This window comes from Aeromonas sp. 600276 (assembly GCF_049175815.1).
GTDB classification, from domain to species: domain Bacteria; phylum Pseudomonadota; class Gammaproteobacteria; order Enterobacterales; family Aeromonadaceae; genus Aeromonas; species Aeromonas dhakensis.
Map to the genome: position 1 here is coordinate 46,058 of NZ_JAAKVU010000019.1, position 22,824 is coordinate 68,881.

Genomic DNA, 22,824 nt, shown 5'->3' on the forward strand with positions numbered 1-22,824 from the left:
AAAGGCACCCCGCGGGGTGCCTTTTTGTTGGGCGCGATTTGCCAGGTTCACCCGGCTAGCCGTGAAACTCGGGCTCCCCCGCCAGCAGTCGGGTCGCCGGAAAACGCGTCACCGGCTGCTGGCCGAAGAAGCGGGTAAACTGCTCGTACACCGCCGGATAGGTGTCGCGCAGGCGCAGCGGATCGGTAAAAAAGCACTCGCTGCACACTGCCAAGAACTCGGCCGGGTGCGAGGCGGCGTAAGGGTCGATGGCGGTGGGTTCGTGGCGATCCAGCTGCGCCTGCATGGCATCGAATGCTGCCTGCAGCGCACTCGTCCACTGGCGCGGATCCATTCCTGCCGGCAGCGGCGGCGCCCCGTCGGCCTCCCCTCCCAGCATGTCGAGCTTGTGGGTCAGCTCGTGGATCACCAGATTGAAACCGTCCCAGTCCCCGTCCTGCTGCAGCTCGCTCCAGGCCAGTACCAGCGGCCCCTGGGGCCAGGATTCGCCGGCGTTCTCCTCTTCCACCTCTCTCACCAGACCGAACTCGTCCTGTACCTGCTGGCGGCGTACCACAGGTTCGGGGATCAGGATGATCTCGTGAAAGCCCCGATACCAGTCGAGCCCCAGATGGAGAATGGGCAGCACCGCCTGCAAGGCCAGCACCGCCTGCTGGCGGGGGGTAAGCGTCACCCCGAGCTGGGTGAGGGTCTTGCGGGCCAGCAGCTGCTGCGCCAACCCGATCAGGGTCTGCTCCTCCTCCCGGGAAAAGCCCTGCAAAATGGGCACTGCGGCTAGGGCCTGCTGCCACTCCAGGGCATCCGGCCCCTGCTCATCTTGCCGGGACGCACCACCAAACACACTTCGTAAGCGAGACCAGAACACACAGACTCCTCTTGCTGATCAGACTGTTTTCACAAACCGTTTCGGACACTCGACATACCCCTGAGCCAGATAGAAGCGATGGGCCCCTTCCCGCTTGAGGCTGCTGGAAAGCTCCAGCTGGCTGCAACCCCGCGCCTGTGCATGGCTCTCTGCCACGGCCAACAGGGCGGCCCCCACGCCGCTTCCCCTTGCACCCTCATCGACAACCAGCGCCGAGATCAGGCCCCACTCTGGTGCAACGTGCAGCGGGTTCAGGCAGTGCCACACCAAGACGCCTGCGATCCCCTCATCGAGGCAGGCCACCAGCACCTCGCGGGCCGGATCCGGCGTCAGCCAGCGGTCTTCCAGCTCCTGTAGGCTGACCGGGTAGCCCAGCTGGCCGAGCAAGTCGGCCATGGCGGCCACATCCCCGGCGCAGGCCGGGCGGATCACCGCCGTCTCTCTCTCTGTTTGCATCCTTGGCCTCGATTTTGCTCTGCTTCTCCCCCACGGGCATGCCGATGAAAGAGGAGATGATACCGGGTTGACACCGCATTTTGTCCAACCACATCACGATTTGTTAATGTCAATTCACAAATTAACAAGGTGACAACATATTTCGCTAGGAAGCCCTTGCACAAATCGATATGTTAAAACCCGCGGACTGGCCAGTGGAAACTTCCGCCACCGACCGGTCCCCAATCATAACGAGTGACTCCAGGGTCACCTGAAATTTAAGGGAGCGGGGCAGAGACCCCGCCAACAAGACAGCACAACAAAGGAGTTGTTGTACATGAATGAGATCGTCAATGCCATCAATGGTGTGATTTGGAGCCCTGCGCTCATCTACCTGTGTCTGGGGGTAGGCCTCTACTTCTCCCTGCGCAGCCGCTTTTTGCAACTGCGTCACATCAAGGAGATGATCCGCTTGATGTTTGATGGCAAGAGCACGGATGCGGGGGTCTCCTCCTTCCAGGCGCTGGCCATGACCCTGGCCGGTCGCGTCGGCACCGGCAACATCGCCGGGGTCGCCACCGCCATCACCTTCGGTGGCCCGGGCGCCCTGTTCTGGATGTGGATGGTAGCCTTCCTCGGCGCCAGCTCCGCCTTCGTGGAGTCCACCCTGGGTCAGGTCTACAAGGAGAAGATCAACGGCGAATACCGCGGCGGCCCGGCCTTCTACATCGAGAAAGGGCTCGGCATGAAGTGGTACGCCTGGACCTTCGCCATTGCCACCGTGTTTGCCTGCGGCGTGCTGCTGCCAGGGGTGCAGGCCAACTCCATCGGCGCCAGCCTGCAAAACGCGTTTGATATCGATCCGAACGTCACCGCCGCCGCTCTGGCACTGCTGCTCGGCTTCATCATCTTCGGCGGCGTCAAGCGTATAGCCAGCTTCGCCAGTACCGTGGTGCCCTTCATGGCGCTGGGCTACATCATCGTCGCCTGCGTCATCATCGCCCTCAACATCCATGCGCTGCCGGGCGTGATCCTGCTGATCTGGAAGAGCGCGTTCGGGATGGATGCCGGCTTCGGTGCCATTCTGGGTCTGGCCATCATGTGGGGGGTCAAACGCGGGGTCTACTCCAACGAAGCAGGCCAGGGTACCGGTCCGCACGCCTCCTCCGCCGCCGCGGTAAGCCACCCGGCCAAGCAGGGCCTGGTGCAGGCGTTCTCCGTCTACATCGACACCCTGTTCGTCTGCTCCGCCACCGGCTTCATGCTGCTCATCACCGGCCTCTACAACGTGCAGGGGCCGGATGGCGCGGCCCTCTACACCGGCATTGCCGGCGTGGCTGCGGGCCCGGGCTATGTGCAGACCGCCATGGAGAGCATGATGCCTGGCTTTGGCAGCATGTTCGTGGCCATCGCGCTGTTCTTCTTCGCGTTCACCACCATCGTTGCCTACTACTACATCGCCGAGACCAACATCGCCTACATCAACCGCAAGATGAATCGCCCCTGGCTCACCTTCCTGCTGAAGATTGCCCTGATGGCCGCCACTGTCTACGGCACCGTCAAGACGGCCGATCTGGCCTGGGGCATGGGTGACATCGGGGTCGGCCTGATGGCCTGGCTCAACATCATCGCCATCCTGCTGCTGCAAAAGACCGCCTTCACCTGTCTGAAAGACTACGAGGCCCAGCAGGCCCAGGGGCTGGATCCGGTGTTCCACCCGGAGAAGCTCGGCATCAAGAACGCCGACTACTGGTCTGGTCACCGCTCCGAAGACAACCTGGAACAGGAGAAATCCGGTCACTCGTTCGAGCCGGATCAGGATCGCAAGATCTCCTGATCGCGCACCACTCCCCAATAAAAATGGCAGCCTCAGCTGCCATTTTTTGTTTATCCCTGCCTCTCAGAGCGCGTTGCGGCGCGGCCCGAACGGCAGGCGCCAGCGAAACAGGCTGTTGAGGGTGGCGCGCCACTGGTTGGGGCGTCCCAGGATCTGCTTTTGCAACCGGGTCTCTTCTTTGAGCATCGCCTCGTCGCTGCGGGCCCAGGCCTGGTTGTAGAGCTGCTTGATCCCCGCCAGCGCGTCGGGGGACTTGGTGATGAGGGTCCTCGCGAACTCCCGCGCCTGGGCCAGCGGATCGTCGCAGACCCGGCTCACCAGCCCGAGGGACTTGGCCTCCGGCGCCGCCAGCTCGCGTCCGCTCATGGCCAGCTCCATGGCGGTGTCCACCCCCATCAGATTGCGCAGGGTGACGCTGCCGCTCATGTCGGGGATGATGCCCCACTTGATCTCCATCACCGAGAAGCGGCAATCGGGGGTGCTGAACCTAAAGTCGGCGCCAAGGGCGATCTGCAGCCCGCCGCCAAAACAGACCCCCTGGGTCACGGCGATCACCGGCACCGGCAGTTGATGCCAGCCATAGGCCACCCGCTGGGCCAGGTTGGTGGCTTCGTCCGCCTCGCGTTTTAAAATCTCGAGCGCCGCCACCGGCTGCTTGAGCATGGATTTCACATCCAACCCGGCGCAAAAGGCCCGCCCCTCTCCATGCAGGATCACCGCCCGCAACCCCTTGTGCTGGCGCAACTGCTCGAGCACCTCGTCGATGGCGCTGAACATGGCCCTGTCCAGCGCATTGAGCTTGTCACCCCGCGCCAGCATCACCTCGGCGATGCCGTCCCGGATCTCGCATTTGACCCTTGGTTTTTCCATTTTCCCCTGTCCTCTCCTGAGCTCACACTGGTCATACCACCACGTTATCAGAGTGTTATCATCAGGTACAGCGGCCCATGGGATCGGCTGGCCGTGCGACTAAAGTCGGCTGGCCGGCAGCACGCCGCTTTGTCAGACTGATTTGACGCCACCGGCCAAGGATTGCCATGACCACTCTGTTCAACTTTGCCCGTCCGCCGTTTGACTGCCTGAGCGAGCCTGAGCGCCAACAACTGGGGCAGGCCCTCTCCATCTGCTACTTTCGCGCCGGCCAGCCTGTGCTCAAGGCGGGCGATGTGCCCCCCGGCCTCTACCTCGTCATCAAGGGGGCGGTGGAGGAGTCGACCCCCCACCATCAGTTCGGCGACTACGGCGAGGGGGACATGTTCGACGTGCGCGCCCAGTTCGACGGCCACTGTCGCCACCAGTTCAACGCGCTGGAAGATCTGCTCTGCCAGCTGATCCCCCGCGATACCTTCCTGGCCTTGTGTGAAGGCAACGACGCCTTCACCCGCTACTTCACCGCCAGCCTAGCACAGCGACAGCAGCTGCAGGAGCAGCGCGCCCAGCTGGGCCAGAAGAATCTGGCAGAATTCATCCTGACCCGCATCGAACCCGGCCATCTGCAGCCGGCGCTCATCGTCGACAGCCGCCTGTCGCTCCTGGCCGCCACCGAGGCCATGGTGGCCAGGGGCACCGACTGCCTGCTCTACCCCGCCACGGACGGCAGTCTGAGCCTGGCAACCCGCAAGACCCTGCTGCACGCCCTGACCCTCAAAGGATTGCCGCTGACGGCGCCGCTGGCAGTGCTGACCCCCACCCCGCTGATCGGGCTGGCCCAGGGCAGCTATCTGTTCGATGCCCTGTTGCTGATGACCCGCCACCGCATCAAGCGGCTGGTTGTCTGGCAGGGACAGGAGGTGGCGGGGATCCTGCACCTGACCCAGGTGCTCGGCCTCTTCTCCACCCACTCTCACGTGCTGACCCTGCGCATCGCCCGCGCCGACACCCTGCCGGCGCTGGAGGCGGTGGCCCGTGAACAGCAGCAGCTGACCCGCTCCCTGTTCGCCCAGGGGATCCACACCGCCTTCTTGATGAAGCTCATCGCCACCATCAACGAGCAGCTGATCGCCAAGGCCTTCGCGCTGGTGATCCCGCCCGAGGTGCAGGAGCGGGTCTGCCTGCTGATGCTGGGCTCGGAGGGGCGCGGCGAGCAGATCCTCAAAACCGATCAGGACAATGCCCTGATCCTGCCCGCCGACCTGTCCTGGCCCACCCAGCAGGCCGATCTGGCCGCCTTCAGCGAGCTGCTAGCCAGGCTCGGCTACCCGCCCTGCCCCGGCCGAGTGATGGTCAACAACCCCGCCTGGGTCAAACCCCTCGACGGCTGGCTGCAGGAGATCGAGCGGGCCTGCGTCGAAGCCAGGGAAGAGGATCTGCTCTGGCTCGCCACCCTGGCCGACGCCCACCCCATCGCGGGCGATCGCGCCCTTCTTCCCCCCGTTGCCCGCAAGTTGCGCGAGCAGCTGGCCGAGCGGGGAGATCTGCTGGCGGAGATGGTGCGGCCGGCGGTCGCCTTTCACGCCCCCCTCACCCTGTTTGGCCGGCTGGAGCGGGCACCGGAGGGGCTGGATCTGAAACGTGGCGGCCTCTTCCCGCTGGTGCACGGCATCCGCATGCTGGCGCTGGAAGCTACCATCCTGGAAACTTCCACCCTGGGGCGGATCGAGGCGCTGGTGACGGCAGAGCGGCTCAGCGCCAGCTTTGGCGCCGATCTGGCGGAGGCGTTCAGACTGTTCGTGCGGCTCAGGTTGCGCAGCCAGCTCAAGGAGGGGGAGAGCCGGGTGCAGGTCAATGATCTCAGCCATGGCGAGCGGGACCTGCTGCGCCAGGCGCTGCATCAGGTGAAGAAATTCCAGCAGTGGCTCACCTTGCACTTTCGTCTGAGACAATAGCGTGTTGAGCCGCCTGCGTCGTCACTGGCTTGGCCACCGCTTTCACACCTCGGCGTTCGCCCCGCTCTTTGCCGCCCCCCCGGCCGATGAATGGGTGGCCCTTGACTTCGAGACCACCAGCCTGGATCCCGACCGGGCCGAGATCGTCGCCATCGGGGCGGTGCGCATTCGGGGCAACCGGCTGCTGACCGGCGAAGCGCTCTCCCTGCGGGTGTTGCCACCCGGCGGCCTCACCGCCGAGTCGGTGGTGATCCACGGTCTGCGCCATCAGGATCTGCAACAGGGCATGGAGCTGGAAGCCGCGCTGCATCAGCTGCTTGCCTTCATCGGCCCCCGTGAACTGGTGGGGTATCACATCGCCTATGATCTGCGCATCCTCAACCTGGCCTGCCGCAAGTTGTGGGGGTTGACCCTGGCACAGAGGGGCATAGAAGTGAGCCGGCTCTATCACGATCACCTCTATCGCCGCTATCCTGAGGCCGTCATCGATCTTCATCTCGCGGCGATCTGCCGCCATCTGGCGCTTCCCCCCCTGCCCGCCCACGACGCCCTGAGCGATGCCATCACCGCGGCCCTCATCTTCCTGCGCCTGCATCAGGGCGGGCCACTGGCTTATCCCAAAGTCTAATTGTCCACAAATAACATTTGATTCACATTTTGATTACATGGGCGGCTTAGGCTGCCCGGTAGGGAACCCCCTCATCCACCGCTGACACTCAACGTCATGGAGCACTGCAATGGAACAGCAACCTTATCTTCGGATCCAGCAAGATCCCAACTTCCAGGCGCTGGTCGCCAAGCGCCAGCGCTTCGCCTGGTCCCTCTCCATCCTGATGCTGGGGCTCTACCTGGCGTTCATCCTGCTCATCGCCTTTGCCCCCGGCTGGCTTGGCACCCCCTTGAGCGAAGGATCTTCCGTCACCCGCGGCATCCCGGTCGGAATAGGTCTCATCCTGTCCGCCTTCGTGCTGACCGGTGTCTACGTGTTTCGGGCCAACGGCGAGTTTGACGAACTGAACCAGAAGATCCTCAAGGGAGTGAAATCATGAAAGGCAAGTTCCTGCTGCTGCCGGCCCTGCTGGCATCGTTCCCCCTGCTGGCAGCCGATGCGCTGACCGGCGAAGTGCATCGCCAGCCCCTCAACATCCCGGCCATCATCATGTTCGTGGTCTTCGTGGCGGCCACCCTGTTCATCACCTACTGGGCCTCCAAGCGCAACCGCTCGGCCGCCGACTACTACGCCGCCGGCGGGCGCATCACCGGCTTCCAGAACGGTCTGGCCATCGCCGGTGACTACATGTCTGCCGCCTCCTTCCTCGGCATCTCGGCGCTGGTCTACACCTCCGGCTACGACGGTCTTATCTACTCCATCGGCTTTCTGGTGGGCTGGCCCATCATCCTGTTCCTGATCGCGGAGCGGCTGCGCAACCTCGGCAAGTACACCTTTGCCGACGTGGCCTCCTATCGCCTCAAACAGACCGAGGTGCGCACTCTCTCCGCCAGCGGCTCGCTGGTGGTGGTCGCCCTCTACCTGATCGCCCAGATGGTCGGTGCCGGCAAGCTGATCGAGCTGCTGTTCGGCCTGCAATACCACGTGGCCGTGGTGCTGGTCGGCATCCTAATGGTGCTCTACGTGCTGTTTGGCGGCATGCTGGCCACCACCTGGGTGCAGATCATCAAGGCGGTGATGCTGCTCTCCGGTGCCAGCTTCATGGCCATCATGGTGATGAAGTCGGTCAACTTCGACATCGGCACCCTGTTCAGTGAAGCGGTCAAGGTGCACGAGAAGGGCATCGCCATCATGAGCCCGGGCGGCCTGGTCGCCGATCCCATCTCCGCCATCTCGCTGGGTCTCGCCCTGATGTTCGGTACCGCCGGCCTGCCCCACATCCTGATGCGCTTCTTCACCGTGAGTGACGCCAAAGAGGCCCGCAAGTCGGTGTTCTATGCCACCGGCTTCATCGGCTACTTCTATATCCTCACCTTCATCATCGGCTTTGGCGCCATCCTGCTGGTCAGCACCAACCCCGACTTCAAGGATGCCACCGGCGCCCTGCTGGGCGGCACCAACATGGCTGCCATTCACCTGGCCGATGCGGTGGGTGGCAGCCTGTTCCTGGGCTTCATCTCCGCCGTGGCGTTTGCCACCATACTGGCGGTAGTGGCCGGGCTGACCCTGGCCGGCGCCTCTGCGGTCTCCCACGACCTCTATGCCAGCGTCATCAAGAAGGGCAAGGCCAACGAAGCCGACGAGCTGCGCGTCTCCAAGCTCACCACCATAGTGCTGGGTGTGGTGGCCATCGGGCTGGGCATCCTGTTCGAGAAGCAGAACATCGCCTTCATGGTGGGACTGGCCTTCTCCATCGCCGCCAGCTGCAACTTCCCGGTGCTGTTCCTCTCCATGTTCTGGTCACGCCTGACCACCCGCGGCGCCGTCTATGGCGGCTGGCTGGGGCTGGTGAGTGCAGTCAGCCTGATGATCCTGGGCCCGACCGTGTGGGTCAAGGTGCTGGGGCACGCCCAGGCCATCTTCCCCTACGAGTACCCTGCCCTCTTCTCCATGGGGCTGGCGTTTGTCGGGATCTGGTTCTTCTCGGTGACCGACAAGTCACAAAATGCCGCCGACGAGCACGCCAAGTTCTTCCCGCAGTTCGTTCGCTCCCAGACCGGGCTTGGCGCTGCCAGCGCCAGCTCCCACTGAGCCTTCCATTGACAGTTGCAAGCCGGCCTCAGGGCCGGCTTTTTTCATGTCGACAGGCTACGGTTAGCGCCCGTTGCAGTCCGATCGATGCGGCCATGGCCGCCAGGGTACGCGAGTGCCCAGCACCACCATCCAAATCCCCCCTGCAATAGACCCGGATCACAGTTCTTGCTAAAACTTTCGGGGGATCTGTGCCATAATGCGCGCCATTTGACAGATCAACCGGGACATTCCAGTGCTTTCAAGCAACAACATCACCATGCAGTTCGGCGCCAAGCCGCTGTTTGAGAACATCAGCGTCAAGTTTGGCGGCGGCAACCGCTACGGCCTCATCGGCGCCAACGGCTGTGGCAAGTCCACCTTCATGAAGATCCTCGGCGGCGATCTGGAGCCCACTGGCGGCAATGTGAGCCTGGACGTCAACGAGCGGATCGGTAAGCTGCGTCAGGATCAGTTCGCCTACGAAGAGATGCGCGTGCTGGACGTGGTCATGATGGGTCACACCGAGCTGTGGGCCGCCATCGCCGAGCGCGATGCCATCTACGCCAATCTGGAAGCGACCGACGACGACTATATGAAGGCCGCCGAGCTGGAAGGCCTGGTCGCCGAGTATGACGGCTATACCGCCGAAGCGCGCGCAGGCGAGCTGTTGCTGGGTGCCGGCATTCCCATCGAGCAGCACAACGGCCCGATGAGCGAAGTGGCGCCGGGCTGGAAACTGCGGGTGCTGCTGGCACAGGCGCTGTTCTCCAACCCTGACATCCTGCTGCTGGACGAACCGACCAACAACCTGGACATCAACACCATTCGCTGGCTGGAGCAGGTGCTCAACGATCGCGAGAGCACCATGATCATCATCTCTCACGACCGTCACTTCCTGAACTCCGTCTGCACCCACATGGCGGATCTGGACTACGGCGAGCTGCGCGTCTACCCGGGCAACTACGACGAATACATGACCGCCGCTACCCAGGCCCGTGAACGCCTGTTGGCCGACAACGCCAAGAAGAAGGCCCAGATCGCCGATCTGCAATCCTTCGTCTCCCGTTTCAGCGCCAACGCCTCCAAGTCCAGCCAGGCCACCTCTCGCCTCAAGCAGATCGACAAGATCAAGATTGAGGAAGTGAAGGTCTCCAGCCGTCAGAACCCCTTCATCCGCTTCGAGCAGGAGAAGAAGCTCTACCGCAACATCCTGGAGATCGAAGGCGTTTCCAAGGGTTATGGCGACGGTCCCCTGTTCAAGGGCCTCAACATGATGCTGGAAGTGGGCGAGAAGGTCGCCATTCTGGGTACCAACGGGATCGGTAAATCCACCCTGATCAAGACGCTCGTTGGGGCACTGGCACCGGATACCGGCACCATCAAGTGGTCCGAAAACGCCCAGATCGGCTACTACGCCCAGGATCACGCCGAGGACTTCGACACCGACCTCAACGTGTTCGACTGGATGGCCCAGTGGAAACAGGAGAACGAAGACGAGCAGGCCGTACGCTCCGTGCTGGGCCGTCTGCTGTTCTCCCAGGACGACATCAAGAAGCCGGTCAAGGTGCTCTCCGGTGGTGAACAGGGCCGCATGCTATTCGGCAAGCTGATGATGCAGCGCCCCAACATCCTGATCATGGATGAACCGACCAACCACCTGGACATGGAATCCATCGAATCCTTGAACCTGGCGCTGGAGATGTACAAGGGCACCCTGATCTTCGTCTCCCACGACCGTGAGTTTGTCTCCTCCCTGGCGACCCGCATCCTGGAGCTGACCGAAAACGGCATCCGCGATTTCGGCGGCACCTACGAGGATTACCTGCGTACCCAGGGCGTGGTGTAACCCCCCTGCCCGCATATCCCGTCAATGAAAACCGGCACCTGAGTGCCGGTTTTTTTATGCCTGTTGGCAAGACTCCCTGCCTTGGAATGCAGACCAGAAGAGCCAAGGGTTCGGCTCCCGCAACTGACCTTCCGCCAGGCAGCTTATCTTCGGCCAGAAGGAGCAGCACATCCCGCCCCTTCTGCCGCGTGCAGATAAAAAAACGGCCCCATCAAGGGGCCGTTCTCATATCGACTGGGATCGGTTCGACTTATTCGACCGTGGCTTCCACGTCGGTGAAGTACTCAATCTTGGCAGACTTGCGCAGCTCGTCGATGAGAGACTTGTAGCTCACCTGAGCCTTGCCCTGACCCAGCTGGCCTTGCAGCAGCTTGGCCATGCCGGACGGCTCCTTGGCGACGGTCACCTTGTCCAGGGCCACCACCACGCGGTCGCCATTGGCTTCGGTCACCAGCTCGACGCTCGGCTTGCCATCGACCGGATGAGGCATACGGAAGGCCTGTGCCACTAGGTTCTGATCCAGATCCTGGGCGAAACGGGCGACGCCATCGTGGCTCTCCACCTTCAGACCCAGTGCAGTCAGCTCGGGCTGGATGTTCTCGCCGGCCTTGAGCTTGTCCAGCAGACCCTGCGCCTTGCCACGGGCCACTTCACTGGCCTTGTCGTGCTTGATGGCGGCAATCACCTGCTCTTTCACCTCCGCCAGCGGCTTGGCCGCTTTCGGCTGGTGACCGGTGATGTGCATCACCAGCGCCTTGCCGTCAGCCAGTTCGATCACGTCGGAGTTGGTGTTGTCATCGCGCAGCTGCTCGGAGAAGGCCGCAGAGAGCGCCTTGGGATCATTGAGCGGTGCCGGGGCATCAGCCTGGCTGAAGTAACCGGTGGACTGCACCTTGAGGCCCATGGTCTCGGCGGTCAAGTCCAGCGAGTCCGGGTTCTCGAAGCTGCTGTCGGCCATCTTCTGCTGCTCGGCAAAGAACAGCTCCTTGGCCTTGTCGCTCTGCAGACGGCTGATGGTCTCTGCCTTCACATCGGCAAACGGCTTGGTCTGGGCCGGTTCAACCCCCAGCAGCTTGATGACGTGGAAGCCGAACGGGCTCTTGACGACGGCGGAGAGATCGCCGGCCTTGGCCAGGGCAAATGCCGCCTTCTCGAAGGCCGGATCCATCACCCCTTTCTCGAACCAGTCCAGCTCGCCGCCCTTCTTGGCGGAGAAGGTATCGGAGGAGTCGGCCTTGGCCAGCGCGGTGAAGTCGTCACCCGCCTTGGCTTTCGCCAGTACGGCTTCAGCCTTCTGCTCGGCGGCTTTCTCGTCCTTGCCAAACGGGATCAGGATATGAGCCACGCGGCGACGCTCGGCACGCTGGAACAGATCCTGGTGCTGATCGTAGTAGTCCTGGGCATCCTGCTCGCTCACCTTGACGTCTTTGCCAAGGGTGGCGGCGTCCAGCAGCAGATAGTCGACCTTGACCTGCTCGTCGTTCATGAAGCGGTTGCTGTTGGCCTTGTAGTACTGCTCCACCTCTTCATCGGAGACTTTCACGTCCCCCAGATAGGCGGAGGCGGCCAGGCGCACCAGACGCAGATCGCGAGTCTGGTTGTAGAGCTTGTCCAGTTGCTCGGCTTCACCCTTGAGCGCAAATTCGGTGCCCAGCAGGGCGCCCATCAGTTGCTGACGCACCATGTCCTGGCGCAGGGAGTCACGGAACATCTCGGGGGTCATGCCGGCACGGCGGATCAGCTGCAGGTAGCGATCGTTGTTGAACTTGCCCTCTTCGGCAAACTCGGGCATGGCGACGATGGCCTGCTTGATCTGCTCATCGCTGACCCGCAGACCCAGTTCACGGGCCTTGCTGTCAAAGAGGGCCTGATCGATCAGACGGTCCAGTACGCCGCGACGGAACTGCTTCATGTAATCGGGATTGGCGGCCAGCTGATTGAAGGACTCCCCCATTTGGGACTCCATGCGGGCGCGCTCGTTGCGGTAGGCATTTTCCAGTGCCGCGGCAGTGATATCCGTGCCGTTGACGGTGGCGGGGGCGGTACGGGCCGGACCGTTCAGATAGCTACCTACACCGGCCAAGGCAAAGGAGAGGATGATCAGGCCCAAGATAACCTTGGCCACCTTGCCCTGCGCCCCTTCGCGTAGTTTATCCAACATCATGTTTGTACTTATGCTCCCGAACTCGATGGGCGTAAATAATGAAAAGGCGCACCGATTGCGATGCGCCTTGGTCAATCAGTATGAGGGAGAGCCCTCTCACTTGTCTGGTCTGTGACCAAGGACGGTAGCCGATGTAGAATCAGCGCCCGGCTTAGTTGACCGCGTCTTTCAGGGCCTTACCGGCTTTGAAGGCAGGAACTTTACCGGCGGCGATTTCGATGGTCGCGCCAGTTTGCGGGTTACGGCCAGAACGGGCAGCACGTTCGCGCACGGCGAAAGTACCGAAACCAACCAGAGCAACCTGGTCACCCTCTTTCAGAGCTTCACCGACGGCGTCAATGAAAGCATCCAGCGCACGGCCAGCAGCGGCTTTGGAGATATCAGCACCGTCTGCAATCTTGTCAATCAGTTGAGATTTATTCACTCTTATATTCCCCTTTTATCGAACATCGCTGCGGCGCCGATTTCCCTGGCCACAACAAGTGGAGGTTTTATAGCAAGCCTCCTGATCAGTTGCAAGTGACAATCTGGCGCAAACCCGCGCCACATCACGCCTTGCGACTCATCATGAGTTCCCGATCGGTGGTCAAGGCTACTTCCGTTATCCGGAGCATGCAAGCCTTAACCACCGCCCGAATGCGCCAAATTTGCGGCGCATCAACATTTATACGACAGAAACGCGCTCAAACCCTTGCGGATTGTCCTGCAACGCCAGTTCCAGCACCTCATCAATCCAGCGAACCGGATGAATTTCAAGGTCTTGTTTGACGTTGTCCGGGATCTCCTCGAGGTCCCGCTCGTTCTCTTTCGGGATCAGCACACGCTTGATGCCACCACGATGAGCCGCCAGCAGCTTCTCTTTGAGACCGCCGATGGGCAGCACTTCGCCGCGCAAGGTGATTTCCCCCGTCATGGCCACATCAGCACGAACCGGATTACCGGTCAAGCTGGAGACCAGGGCGGTACACATGGCGATACCGGCGCTAGGACCGTCTTTGGGGGTGGCCCCTTCCGGTACGTGCACGTGGATGTCGCGCTTCTCGTAGAAGTCGGCATTGATGCGCAGCTTCTCGGCACGGGCCCGCACCACCGTCATGGCGGCCTGGATGGACTCCTGCATCACGTCACCGAGGGAGCCTGTGTAGGTGAGCTTGCCCTTGCCCGGCATGTTGGTGGTCTCGATGGTGAGCAGATCGCCCCCCACTTCAGTCCACGCCAGACCACAGACCTGACCCACCTGGTTCTGGTCGGTCGCCTTGCCGTAGTCGAAGCGCTGTACCCCGAGGAACTCCTTGAGGTTGGCCTGATTGACCTGAACATGCTTGATGCTCTTGTCCAGCAGGATGCGCTTGACCGCTTTGCGACAAATCTTGGAGATCTCGCGCTCCAGGCTACGCACCCCCGCCTCGCGGGTGTAGTAGCGGATCACCCCGACCAGGGCGGAATCCTCGATGGTGATCTCGGACTCTTTCAGGCCGTTGCGCTGGATCTGCTTGGAGACCAGGTGCTGCTTGGCGATGTTGAGCTTCTCGTCTTCGGTGTAACCGGACAGACGGATCACTTCCATCCGGTCCAGCAGTGGACCCGGGATGTTCATGGAGTTGGAGGTGGCCACGAACATCACGTCCGACAGGTCATAATCCACTTCCAGGTAGTGATCGTTGAAGCTGTTGTTCTGCTCGGGATCCAGCACTTCCAGCAGGGCGGAGGCGGGATCGCCGCGCATGTCCGAGCTCATCTTGTCGATCTCGTCGAGCAGGAACAGCGGGTTCTTCACGCCGACTTTGGCCATCTTCTGGATGAGTTTGCCGGGCATGGAACCGATGTAGGTACGACGATGACCGCGGATCTCCGCCTCGTCACGCACGCCGCCGAGCGCCATGCGCACATATTTGCGACCGGTGGCCTTGGCGATGGACTGACCGAGCGAGGTCTTGCCCACACCGGGAGGCCCAACCAGACAGAGGATGGGGCCCTTGAGCTTGTTGACCCGCGCCTGCACCGCCAGATACTCGAGGATGCGATCCTTGACCTTCTCCAGGCCATAGTGATCGGCATCCAGCACATCTTGCGCCTTGCCCAGGTCTTTCTTGACCTTGGAACGCGCCTTCCACGGCACCTGCACCATCCAGTCGACGTAGCTGCGCACCACGGTGGCTTCCGCCGACATGGGGGACATCATCTTCAGCTTGGCAAGCTCGGCCTGCGCCTTCTCACGGGCATCTTCCGGCATGCCGGCCTCTTCAATCTTGCGATTGAGGGCCTCGAACTCATCCGGGCTGTCTTCCAGCTCACCCAGCTCTTTCTGGATGGCCTTCATCTGCTCGTTGAGATAGTACTCGCGCTGGCTCTTCTCCATCTGCTTCTTGACCCGGGAGCGGATGCGCTTCTCGACCTGCAGCAGGTCGATCTCCGACTCCATCATGGCCATCAGAAACTCGATGCGCTCGGACACAGAGGCGATTTCCAGCACCTTCTGCTTGTCTTCGAGTTTGAGCGGCATGTGGGCAGCCATGGTATCGGCCAGGCGCGCCGCGTCGTCGATCGCCGAAATCGAGGTGAGCACCTCGGGCGGGATCTTCTTGTTGAGCTTGATGTAACCTTCAAACTGACCGATGGCAGAACGTACCAGCACGTCCTGGTCCTTCTCGTCGATCGCCTTGGAGGCGATGTACTGCGCCTCGCCAACGAAGAAGTCCCGGTCGTCGATCATCCGCTCAAGGCGGGCACGCTGGCCCCCTTCCACCAGCACCTTGACGGTGCCGTCGGGCAGCTTGAGCATCTGCAGAATATTGGCCACTGTCCCGACGGAGAAGATCTCCTCCACCGTCGGCTCATCGGTTGACGCATCCTTCTGGGCCACCAGCAGAACTTTCTTGTCCTGCTCCATGGCCGCTTCCAGACAGCGAATGGATTTTTCCCGCCCCACAAAGAGTGGAATGACCATGTGGGGATAAACCACCACGTCACGAAGAGGCAGGACGGGAATCTCGATGCGTTCTGAACGCTCTAGGTTCATATATGTCCTCTCGGCTTGTTATACCGTTGGCAAAGCGCTTGGCTGAGTATATGGGGGCGCTTAGATGAGATTCAATCGCCGAAACCGCAAAAAGCATGAAAGGGGCAAAAAGCCCCTTTCATTTGATTAAAAATCAGACATTTACTCTGATGCGGCGGCCTGGGTCTCGGGATTTTCGTAGATCATCAAGGGCGCGGAGTCCCCCTTGATCACGGTCTCGTCGATCACCACCTTGCTGACACCGTCCAGCGACGGCAGGTCATACATGGTATCCAGCAGCACGGCTTCCACGATGGAACGTAGACCGCGAGCGCCGGTTTTGCGCTCCATCGCCTTGCGGGCAATGGCGTTCAAGGCGTCGTCACGGAACTCCAGCTCCACCCCTTCCAGATCGAACAGCGCGGCATACTGCTTGGTCAGCGCGTTCTTCGGCTCTTTCAGGATCTGGATGAGGGCAGCCTCGTCCAGCTCGGTCAGGGTCGCGACCACCGGCAGACGACCGATGAACTCGGGGATCAGACCGTATTTGATCAGATCTTCCGGCTCCACCTTGGCAAAGCTCTCGCTCAGGGTCGCCTTGGCGCTCTTGGACTTGACCTCGGCACCAAAGCCGATGCCGGTGCCCTTGACGGAGCGCTGCTCGATCACCTTGTCCAGACCGGCAAAGGCGCCACCGCAGATGAACAGGATCTTGGAGGTATCGACCTGCAAGAATTCCTGCTGCGGGTGCTTGCGACCACCTTGCGGCGGCACGGAAGCGATGGTCCCTTCGATCAGCTTGAGCAGGGCCTGCTGTACCCCTTCCCCGGAGACGTCGCGGGTGATGGAGGGGTTGTCCGACTTGCGGGAGATCTTGTCGATCTCGTCGATGTAGACGATGCCGCGCTGGGCCTTCTCCACGTCGTAGTCGCACTTTTGCAGCAGCTTCTGGATGATGTTCTCCACGTCCTCGCCCACGTAACCGGCTTCGGTCAATGTGGTGGCGTCGGCCATGGTGAACGGCACATCCAGCAGACGAGCCAGGGTTTCGGCCAGCAGGGTCTTGCCGCTGCCGGTCGGACCGATCAGCAGGATGTTGGATTTGCCCAGCTCCACACCACCGGACTCGCTGCCGCTGCGCAGCCGCTTGTAGTGGTTGTAGACGGCCACCGCCAGCACCTTCTTGGCGTACTCCTGCCCGATCACATAGTCATCCAGATGAGCGCGGATTTCATGAGGGGTCGGCAGCTCGCTACCATCGCGCTTGGGCGAGATCTCGCGGATCTCCTCGCGGATGATGTCGTTGCACAGCTCGACACACTCATCACATATGTAGACGGAAGGGCCAGCGATCAGCTTGCGCACTTCATGCTGGCTTTTGCCGCAAAAAGAGCAGTAGAGCAGCTTATCACCCTCACCCTTGCGTTTTTCTGTCATTCAGCAACCTCGTTTTATCAATAGAGGATGGATTGTCCTGTTGAGTTTACAACAGTCCGGAACACCCTGCCCATGCCTGATCTGCCGATTGAGGGCATCACCAAATCAGATGATGTCCTCAATGATGGTACGGGCTAGCTCGTGGCTCAGCCGCGGCGGCTCAGGACACCATCAACCAGACCATAGGCCACGGCCTGCTCGGCGGACATGAAGTTGTCACGGTCGGTGTCACGCTCGATGGTGGCCATGTCCTGTCCGGTATGGAAGGCAAGACGCTCGTTCAGGGTATTCTTGATCTTCAGGATCTCCTGGGCGTGGATCTGGATGTCAGATGCCTGGCCCTGGAAACCGCCCAACGGCTGGTGGATCATCACCCGGGCATTGGGCAGGCAGAAACGCTTGCCCTTGGCACCACCGGCCAGTAGGAAGGCGCCCATGGAGCAGGCCTGCCCCATGCACACAGTGCTGACGTCCGGCTTGATGAACTGCATGGTGTCATAAATGGACATACCGGCCGTGACGGCCCCACCCGGAGAGTTGATGTAGATGCTGATGTCCTGATCCGGATTTTCGGACTCCAGGAACAGCAGCTGAGCCACCACCAGATTCGCCATGTGATCTTCGACCTGACCGGTCAGGAAGATCACCCGCTCCTTCAGCAGACGAGAATAGATGTCGTAGGAACGCTCCCCTTTCGCGGTTTGCTCTACCACCATCGGGATGAGCGCATTGCGTGGGGATTCAGTCACATCGTTATAGTTCTTGTACATAAGGCATTGTCCCTAAAATAAAATGGCCCGAGTGGAGATCACACGAGCCATTATACTTAACAGTCTTGACCTTAAGTCAAATGTTCTTAGGCAGCGGCACCGGACTTGTTGATCACTTCGTCAAATGCAACTTCTTTCTCGGTCACCTGGGCCTTGGAGAGGATCAGGTCGATGGCTTGATCTTCTACCGCCAGGTTGCGAACGCCGTTCAGCATCTGCTCGTTCTTCTGGTAGTACTCGATCACTTCCTTCGGATCTTCGTAGGCAGTGGCCATGGATTCGATGATGCTGTTGACGCGGGCGTCGTCAGCCTTGATCTCGTTGGTACGGATCACGTCGCCCAGCAGCAGACCTACGCGTACGCGACGCTCGGCCTGGGCCTGGAACAGCTCGGCCGGCAGTTCAGGTGCGTTGCCGCCCTGGAAGCCGCCGAAACGCTGCAGCGCCTGCTGACGCAGGGCATCGATTTCCTGAGCAACGGCAGCCTTCGGCAGATCGATCTGGTTGGCTTCAACCAGACCGTTCAGCACCTGCTCTTTCACGCTGTTTTTCAGGGCTTGAGCCAGTTCGCGCTCCATGTTCTTGCGCACTTCGGCTTTCAGCTCTTCAACGCTGCCGCTCTCGATGCCGAAACGCTTGACGAACTCTTCGGTCAGCTCAGGCAGGATCTGCTCTTCCACCTTGTTCAGCTTGGAAGCGAACTTGGCAGCTTTGCCTTTCAGGTTTTCAGCGTGGTAGTCAGCCGGGAAGGTCACGTCGATGGTGAACTCGTCGCCTGCTTTCTTGCCCAGGATGGCGTCTTCGAAGCCAGGGATCATGCGGCCGGCGCCCAGCACCAGGTTGAAGCCTTCGGCCTTGCCGCCGTCGAACTCTTCACCGTCGATGGAGCCAACGAAGTCCATGGTCACACGCATGCCATCGGCAGCGGCGGCGTCCACGTCACTCCAGGTAGCGTGCTGCTTGCGCAGGGTGTCGATCATGTTGGCCAGATCTTCATCCTTCACGGTAGCAACCGGCTTCTCGACCTTGATGGTCTCCAGACCGGCAACTTCGAACTCCGGGTACACTTCGAAAGTGGCGGTGAATTCGAAATCCTGACCCTCTTTGATCTCTTTCGGATCCATGGTCGGGGCACCGGCCGGGCTCAGTTTGTTGTCGATGATGGCCTTGATGAAGTTGCTCTGCATCATTTCGTCAGCAACGCGAGCATGAGCCATGGCGCCGAACATTTTCTTGATGATGGCAACCGGAGCCTTGCCAGGACGGAAACCGTCGATGCGACGGGTTTTGGCCAGGCCGTTCAATTCTTTGCGCACGGCGGCGTCAACGGTAGCGGCCGGTACGGTGATGGTAAGACGGCGTTCCAGACCCTGGGTTGTCTCTACAGAAACTTGCATTCTTCTACCTCGTTCAACTCAGCACTGCGTGCTGACCCTTTATTGCCCCTGGGCAAAGCCCGGAGTCTTCCTGTTTATAAAGACAACGACTGTCTTTGTGATGAGAAAATATGACGCGACATTATAGCGGCGCACTTTGATCGAGTCGAGCCACACGTCCCCAAACCGGGCTGGCAATGGCACAATTCGCGCAAAACTGCACCTTATATGGGGAAAACCGAGCCCGACTTCAAGGATGCAGACTGCAAGAATTTGCACTTGCTCACCTTTTTTCGTGCAAGAGCCTACTTTTTCAGCTCATCAGCTGGCAGACCGGCCGCGGCGTGCAGGCTGCGACCCAAATTGTCCGCCCCGCCCCTTCAACCATTGCGTCCATGACCATCGCTCGTTATGGTGGCAGCCATCTTGATAAGTCTGGAGTCACCGACATGGCCTTTTTCCGCTTCTTGTTCAATCTGCTCTGGTTCGTACTGGGAGGCGTCTTCATGGGGCTGGCCTGGTGGCTGGCCGGACTGCTCTGTTTCATCTCCCTCATCGGCATCCCCTGGGGACGCGCCTGCTTTGTCATCGGCACCTTCACCTTCTTCCCGTTCGGCAAGCAGGCGGTCAACCGCAAGACCATGACGGGGCTGAGCGACATGGGCACCGGCACCATGGGACTGATTGGCAACATCATCTGGTTCGTGCTGATCGGTATCTGGCTGGCCATCGGCCACATCGCCTCGGCGCTGGCCTGCTTCGTCACCATCATCGGCATCCCGTTCGGTATTCAGCACCTCAAGCTGGCGCTCATCAGCCTGGCCCCCATCGGCCAGATGATCGTCACCAATCAGGAGGCCGAATCCGGTCGCTATATTCGTTAAGGGCGATGCCGCCAGCCGCAAAAAAGGGCAGACTAGGGTCTGCCCTTTTTCATTGCCATCTTTGAGGTACCCCATGCTGCCCAGCCACTTCTTCGCCAATCTCGCCCGCATGAAGCTCATCTACCGCTGGCCGCTGATGCGCAACATCCAGTCCGAGAACATCGCCGAGCACAGCCTGCAGGTGGCCATGGTGGCCCACGCTCTCGGCCTCATCAAAAACCGGCTCTTTGGCGGCAGTGTGGATGCCGATCGCGCCGCCGTGATGGCCCTTTATCACGACAGCAGCGAGGTGCTGACCGGCGATCTGCCCACCCCGGTCAAGTACTTCAATCCCGAGATTGCCCGCGAATACAAGAAGATTGAGCTGGCGGCCGAGCAGCGCCTGCTTGGCATGTTGCCGCCGGAGCTGGTCGAGGATTTTCGCCCGCTGCTGGACTCGGGTGCTCAGGACGGGGAGCTGGCCAGGCTGGTGAAGGATGCCGACACCCTCTGCGCCTATACCAAGTGCCTGGAGGAGATCAACGCCGGCAACCGGGAGTTCGAGCCGGCACGCAAGCGCCTCGAGCAGATGCTGGCGGCCCGGATGAGCGACGAAATGCGCTACTTCATCGACATCTTCGTGGCGAGCTTCTCCCTGCCGCTGGATGAACTCAACGCTCACTGAGCCAGCTCCCCCCAAAACAGGAGGACCCGCCGGTTTGCGTCGGCGGGTCCTTCGTTTTTCTCAGCAGACAAGATGTCGCGTATCAGTGCCCCAGCTCGCGGGACGGCACCAGCCCGCTCGCCCGCCAGGCGGGGTAAAGGGTCGCCACCAGGCTCATCAGGATGGCGGCGCCGGTCACGATGAGCAAGTCCTGCATGTGCAGCTCGGTCGGCAGAAAGTCAATGAAGTAGATGTCCGGATTGAGGAAACGGTGCCCGATCACCCCTTCGATGGCGCTCAGGATCTGGGTCAGCTTGCTGGAGAGCAGGCCGCCCAGCAGGGCGCCGAGCAAGGCGCCCGCCACCCCGTTCACCATCCCCTGAATGACGAAGGTGAGCCGGATCTGGCCCGGGCTCGCCCCCATGGTCTTCAAGATGGCGATCTCGCTGCGTTTCTCGTTCACCGCCATCACCAGGGTGGAGACGATGTTGAAACAGGCCACCGCCACCACCATCAGCATCACCACGTACATCACGGTGCGCACCATCTGGATGTCCTGATAGAGATAGCCCTGGCGGCTCATCCAACTGCTGATGTAGACGTAGTGCGGAAACTTCTGGGCGGCCGCCACCGTGATGGACTGCGCCTTGAGCACGTCGTTCACCTTGAGACTGAAGCCCTCTACCGCACTACCCATGCCGGTGATGGCCTGGGCATCGGCCAGATGCATGAAGCCGAGCACCCCATCGAGCTGGCCGCCGATCTCGAGCAGCCCCACCACCTTGAGGGTCTCCCGCTTCGGGTTCTTGATGCCGGTGGCATCGCCCCCCTGAGGCAGCAGCAGGGTGACCGTGTCCCCTATCTTGACCCCCAGCTTGTCGGCGATGGTTTTGCCGAGGATGAGACCGTGCTCGCCGGCTTGCAGTTCGCGCAGGCCGCGCCCCGTCATGTAGTTGCCCGCATCGGAGAGATTGGCCTCGAGCTCCGGCAGCACGGCGCGCACCTGCAGCCCCTTGAGGGCGCTGCCGTGCTCCAGTAAGCCGTCGAGCCTGATCACCGGGGCGGCAGCCTCCACCCCGGGCTGGGCCAGCAGGTAATCCCGCAGTTTGGGCCAGTTGGGGAGCGGCGCTTCCATCCCCATCAGCTCGCCGTGGGGCACCACGGAGAGCACCCGGTTTTTGAGCTCCCGCTCAAAGCCGTTCATGGCGGAGAGCCCCAGGATCAGCGCCATCACCCCGAGGGCGATGCCGATGAGGGAGGAGGCGGAGATAAAGGCGATGAAGCCGTTGCGACGGCGGGAGCGGCTGTAACGCAGGCCCAGAAACAGGGGCAGCGGTTTGAACATCAGGCGACCTCCGCCATCACGCCGCTCACCAAGGTCACCCGGCGATGGAGCTTGGCCGCCAGGCTCAAGTCGTGGGTCACCACCACGAACGCGGTGCCGAGCTCGCGGTTGAGCTCGCAGAGCAGCTCATAGACGGCGGTGGCGCTGGCGTGATCCAGGTTGCCGGTGGGTTCGTCCGCCAGCACCAGGCTGGGTTCGTTGACCAGGGCGCGGGCGATGGCCACCCGCTGGCGCTCACCACCGGAGAGCTCGGACGGTCTGTGGTTGAGACGATGGGAGAGCCCCACCCGCCCCAGCATCTTGCTCGCCTTCTCTGTGGCGCTCGCCACCGACTCGCCGGCGATCAGCAGCGGCATGGCGGCATTTTCCAGCGCACTGAATTCGGATAGCAGGTGGTGGAACTGGTAGACAAACCCCAGCTCCTGGTTGCGAAACTTCGCCTGGGTGCGGCTGTCCCAGCGATGGATGTCCTGCCCCTTGAACAGCACGGCGCCGCTGGAGGGGTTGTCGAGCGCCCCCATCAGGTGCAGCAGGGTGGTCTTGCCGGAGCCCGAGCTGCCCACCACCGCCAGCATCTCGCCGGGCGCAACACAGAGATCAATCCCTTTGAGGACCTGGGTCTCCAGATCGCCCTCTTTGTAGACATGATTGAGGGCCTGACAGCGCAGCAGCGGCTCGCAGGAGACGGATTGATTCATAAAGGGGGCTCCACTTGC

The 22,824-nt window shown here is 61.3% G+C and carries 19 protein-coding genes; 8 read left to right on the forward strand and 11 right to left on the reverse strand.

The window, feature by feature from the left end:
• Positions 1-55 precede the first annotated feature (55 nt).
• The gene (locus G5134_RS17525) at positions 56-865 is read right to left on the reverse strand and encodes a zinc-dependent peptidase (RefSeq protein ID WP_065018105.1); all 810 of its coding nucleotides are present in this window, start codon (positions 863-865) and stop codon (positions 56-58) included.
• Between the two features lie 18 nt (positions 866-883).
• Complete coding sequence (locus G5134_RS17530; protein WP_065018104.1) at positions 884-1,321, reverse strand: GNAT family N-acetyltransferase; 438 nt, start codon at positions 1,319-1,321, stop codon at positions 884-886.
• 316 nt (positions 1,322-1,637) lie between these two features.
• On the opposite strand from G5134_RS17530, the gene G5134_RS17535 reads away from it, so the two are divergent.
• Positions 1,638-3,137 (forward strand): alanine/glycine:cation symporter family protein, encoded by a 1,500-nt coding sequence (locus G5134_RS17535; RefSeq protein ID WP_017764317.1) that lies wholly within the window; start codon positions 1,638-1,640, stop codon positions 3,135-3,137.
• A gap of 63 nt (positions 3,138-3,200) precedes the next feature.
• On the opposite strand, the gene G5134_RS17540 is transcribed toward G5134_RS17535, so the two are convergent.
• The gene (locus G5134_RS17540) at positions 3,201-4,007 is read right to left on the reverse strand and encodes a crotonase/enoyl-CoA hydratase family protein (RefSeq protein ID WP_065018103.1); all 807 of its coding nucleotides are present in this window, start codon (positions 4,005-4,007) and stop codon (positions 3,201-3,203) included.
• A gap of 167 nt (positions 4,008-4,174) precedes the next feature.
• Here G5134_RS17540 and G5134_RS17545 point away from each other — a divergent pair, with 167 nt between their 5' ends.
• The 5 genes from G5134_RS17545 (at position 4,175) to G5134_RS17565 (ending at position 10,491) form a co-directional block, all read left to right on the forward strand.
• Entirely contained in the window at positions 4,175-5,962 is a 1,788-nt protein-coding gene (locus tag G5134_RS17545; protein WP_065018102.1) for a putative nucleotidyltransferase substrate binding domain-containing protein, read from the forward strand.
• Position 5,963: 1 nt separating this feature from the next.
• Entirely contained in the window at positions 5,964-6,590 is a 627-nt protein-coding gene (locus tag G5134_RS17550) for a 3'-5' exonuclease (protein WP_065018101.1), read from the forward strand.
• A gap of 109 nt (positions 6,591-6,699) precedes the next feature.
• Positions 6,700-7,011 carry a DUF485 domain-containing protein gene (locus G5134_RS17555; RefSeq protein ID WP_005301514.1) on the forward strand — a complete coding sequence of 104 codons (312 nt, stop codon included), beginning with the start codon at positions 6,700-6,702 and terminating at the stop codon, positions 7,009-7,011.
• Positions 7,008-8,663, forward strand: a complete 1,656-nt coding sequence (locus G5134_RS17560) for a cation acetate symporter (protein ID WP_017779662.1) — start codon at positions 7,008-7,010, stop codon at positions 8,661-8,663. Before G5134_RS17555 ends, G5134_RS17560 begins: the two co-directional genes overlap by 4 nt.
• Positions 8,664-8,898: 235 nt before the next feature.
• Entirely contained in the window at positions 8,899-10,491 is a 1,593-nt protein-coding gene (locus G5134_RS17565; protein WP_010633798.1) for an ABC-F family ATPase, read from the forward strand.
• Between the two features lie 250 nt (positions 10,492-10,741).
• On the opposite strand, the gene ppiD is transcribed toward G5134_RS17565, so the two are convergent.
• From ppiD to tig, 6 genes are all read right to left on the reverse strand, one after another.
• Positions 10,742-12,655, reverse strand: a complete 1,914-nt coding sequence (ppiD, locus tag G5134_RS17570) for a peptidylprolyl isomerase (protein ID WP_065018100.1) — start codon at positions 12,653-12,655, stop codon at positions 10,742-10,744.
• A 151-nt stretch (positions 12,656-12,806) separates the two neighbouring features.
• The gene (gene hupB / locus G5134_RS17575) at positions 12,807-13,079 is read right to left on the reverse strand and encodes a nucleoid-associated protein HU-beta (protein ID WP_005315375.1); all 273 of its coding nucleotides are present in this window, start codon (positions 13,077-13,079) and stop codon (positions 12,807-12,809) included.
• A 240-nt stretch (positions 13,080-13,319) separates the two neighbouring features.
• Positions 13,320-15,674, reverse strand: coding sequence for an endopeptidase La (gene lon / locus G5134_RS17580; RefSeq protein WP_065018099.1), 2,355 nt, complete (start codon positions 15,672-15,674; stop codon positions 13,320-13,322).
• 141 nt (positions 15,675-15,815) lie between these two features.
• On the reverse strand, positions 15,816-17,090 hold the full coding sequence (gene clpX, locus G5134_RS17585; RefSeq protein WP_005301524.1) for an ATP-dependent protease ATP-binding subunit ClpX: 1,275 nt from the start codon (positions 17,088-17,090) through the stop codon (positions 15,816-15,818).
• Positions 17,091-17,236: 146 nt separating this feature from the next.
• Entirely contained in the window at positions 17,237-17,860 is a 624-nt protein-coding gene (gene clpP, locus G5134_RS17590; protein ID WP_005301526.1) for an ATP-dependent Clp endopeptidase proteolytic subunit ClpP, read from the reverse strand.
• A gap of 86 nt (positions 17,861-17,946) precedes the next feature.
• A complete protein-coding gene (gene tig, locus G5134_RS17595) occupies positions 17,947-19,257 on the reverse strand; it encodes a trigger factor (RefSeq protein WP_065018098.1) in 1,311 nt (436 codons plus the stop codon).
• A gap of 428 nt (positions 19,258-19,685) precedes the next feature.
• On the opposite strand from tig, the gene G5134_RS17600 reads away from it, so the two are divergent.
• Positions 19,686-20,120 carry a YccF domain-containing protein gene (locus tag G5134_RS17600; protein ID WP_005301529.1) on the forward strand — a complete coding sequence of 145 codons (435 nt, stop codon included), beginning with the start codon at positions 19,686-19,688 and terminating at the stop codon, positions 20,118-20,120.
• Positions 20,121-20,193: 73 nt separating this feature from the next.
• Positions 20,194-20,784, forward strand: coding sequence for a 5'-deoxynucleotidase (gene yfbR, locus G5134_RS17605; protein WP_065018097.1), 591 nt, complete (start codon positions 20,194-20,196; stop codon positions 20,782-20,784).
• 82 nt (positions 20,785-20,866) lie between these two features.
• On the opposite strand, the gene lolE is transcribed toward yfbR, so the two are convergent.
• Together lolE and lolD are read right to left on the reverse strand one after the other, a co-directional pair.
• The gene (gene lolE, locus G5134_RS17610; protein ID WP_005301531.1) at positions 20,867-22,108 is read right to left on the reverse strand and encodes a lipoprotein-releasing ABC transporter permease subunit LolE; all 1,242 of its coding nucleotides are present in this window, start codon (positions 22,106-22,108) and stop codon (positions 20,867-20,869) included.
• Entirely contained in the window at positions 22,108-22,806 is a 699-nt protein-coding gene (gene lolD, locus G5134_RS17615; protein ID WP_065018096.1) for a lipoprotein-releasing ABC transporter ATP-binding protein LolD, read from the reverse strand. Before lolD ends, lolE begins: the two co-directional genes overlap by 1 nt.
• Positions 22,807-22,824 lie beyond the last annotated feature (18 nt).

Coding starts and splice junctions, on each gene's coding strand:
- G5134_RS17530 (WP_065018104.1), bottom strand. CDS start 1,321: ATGCAAACAGAGAGAGAGACGGCGGTGATCCGCCCGGCCTGCGCCGGG.
- G5134_RS17535 (WP_017764317.1), top strand. CDS start 1,638: ATGAATGAGATCGTCAATGCCATCAATGGTGTGATTTGGAGCCCTGCG.
- G5134_RS17540 (WP_065018103.1), bottom strand. CDS start 4,007: ATGGAAAAACCAAGGGTCAAATGCGAGATCCGGGACGGCATCGCCGAG.
- G5134_RS17545 (WP_065018102.1), top strand. CDS start 4,175: ATGACCACTCTGTTCAACTTTGCCCGTCCGCCGTTTGACTGCCTGAGC.
- G5134_RS17555 (WP_005301514.1), top strand. CDS start 6,700: ATGGAACAGCAACCTTATCTTCGGATCCAGCAAGATCCCAACTTCCAG.
- G5134_RS17560 (WP_017779662.1), top strand. CDS start 7,008: ATGAAAGGCAAGTTCCTGCTGCTGCCGGCCCTGCTGGCATCGTTCCCC.
- ppiD (WP_065018100.1), bottom strand. CDS start 12,655: ATGATGTTGGATAAACTACGCGAAGGGGCGCAGGGCAAGGTGGCCAAG.
- lon (WP_065018099.1), bottom strand. CDS start 15,674: ATGAACCTAGAGCGTTCAGAACGCATCGAGATTCCCGTCCTGCCTCTT.
- clpX (WP_005301524.1), bottom strand. CDS start 17,090: ATGACAGAAAAACGCAAGGGTGAGGGTGATAAGCTGCTCTACTGCTCT.
- clpP (WP_005301526.1), bottom strand. CDS start 17,860: ATGTACAAGAACTATAACGATGTGACTGAATCCCCACGCAATGCGCTC.
- tig (WP_065018098.1), bottom strand. CDS start 19,257: ATGCAAGTTTCTGTAGAGACAACCCAGGGTCTGGAACGCCGTCTTACC.
- G5134_RS17600 (WP_005301529.1), top strand. CDS start 19,686: ATGGCCTTTTTCCGCTTCTTGTTCAATCTGCTCTGGTTCGTACTGGGA.
- yfbR (WP_065018097.1), top strand. CDS start 20,194: ATGCTGCCCAGCCACTTCTTCGCCAATCTCGCCCGCATGAAGCTCATC.
- lolE (WP_005301531.1), bottom strand. CDS start 22,108: ATGTTCAAACCGCTGCCCCTGTTTCTGGGCCTGCGTTACAGCCGCTCC.
- lolD (WP_065018096.1), bottom strand. CDS start 22,806: ATGAATCAATCCGTCTCCTGCGAGCCGCTGCTGCGCTGTCAGGCCCTC.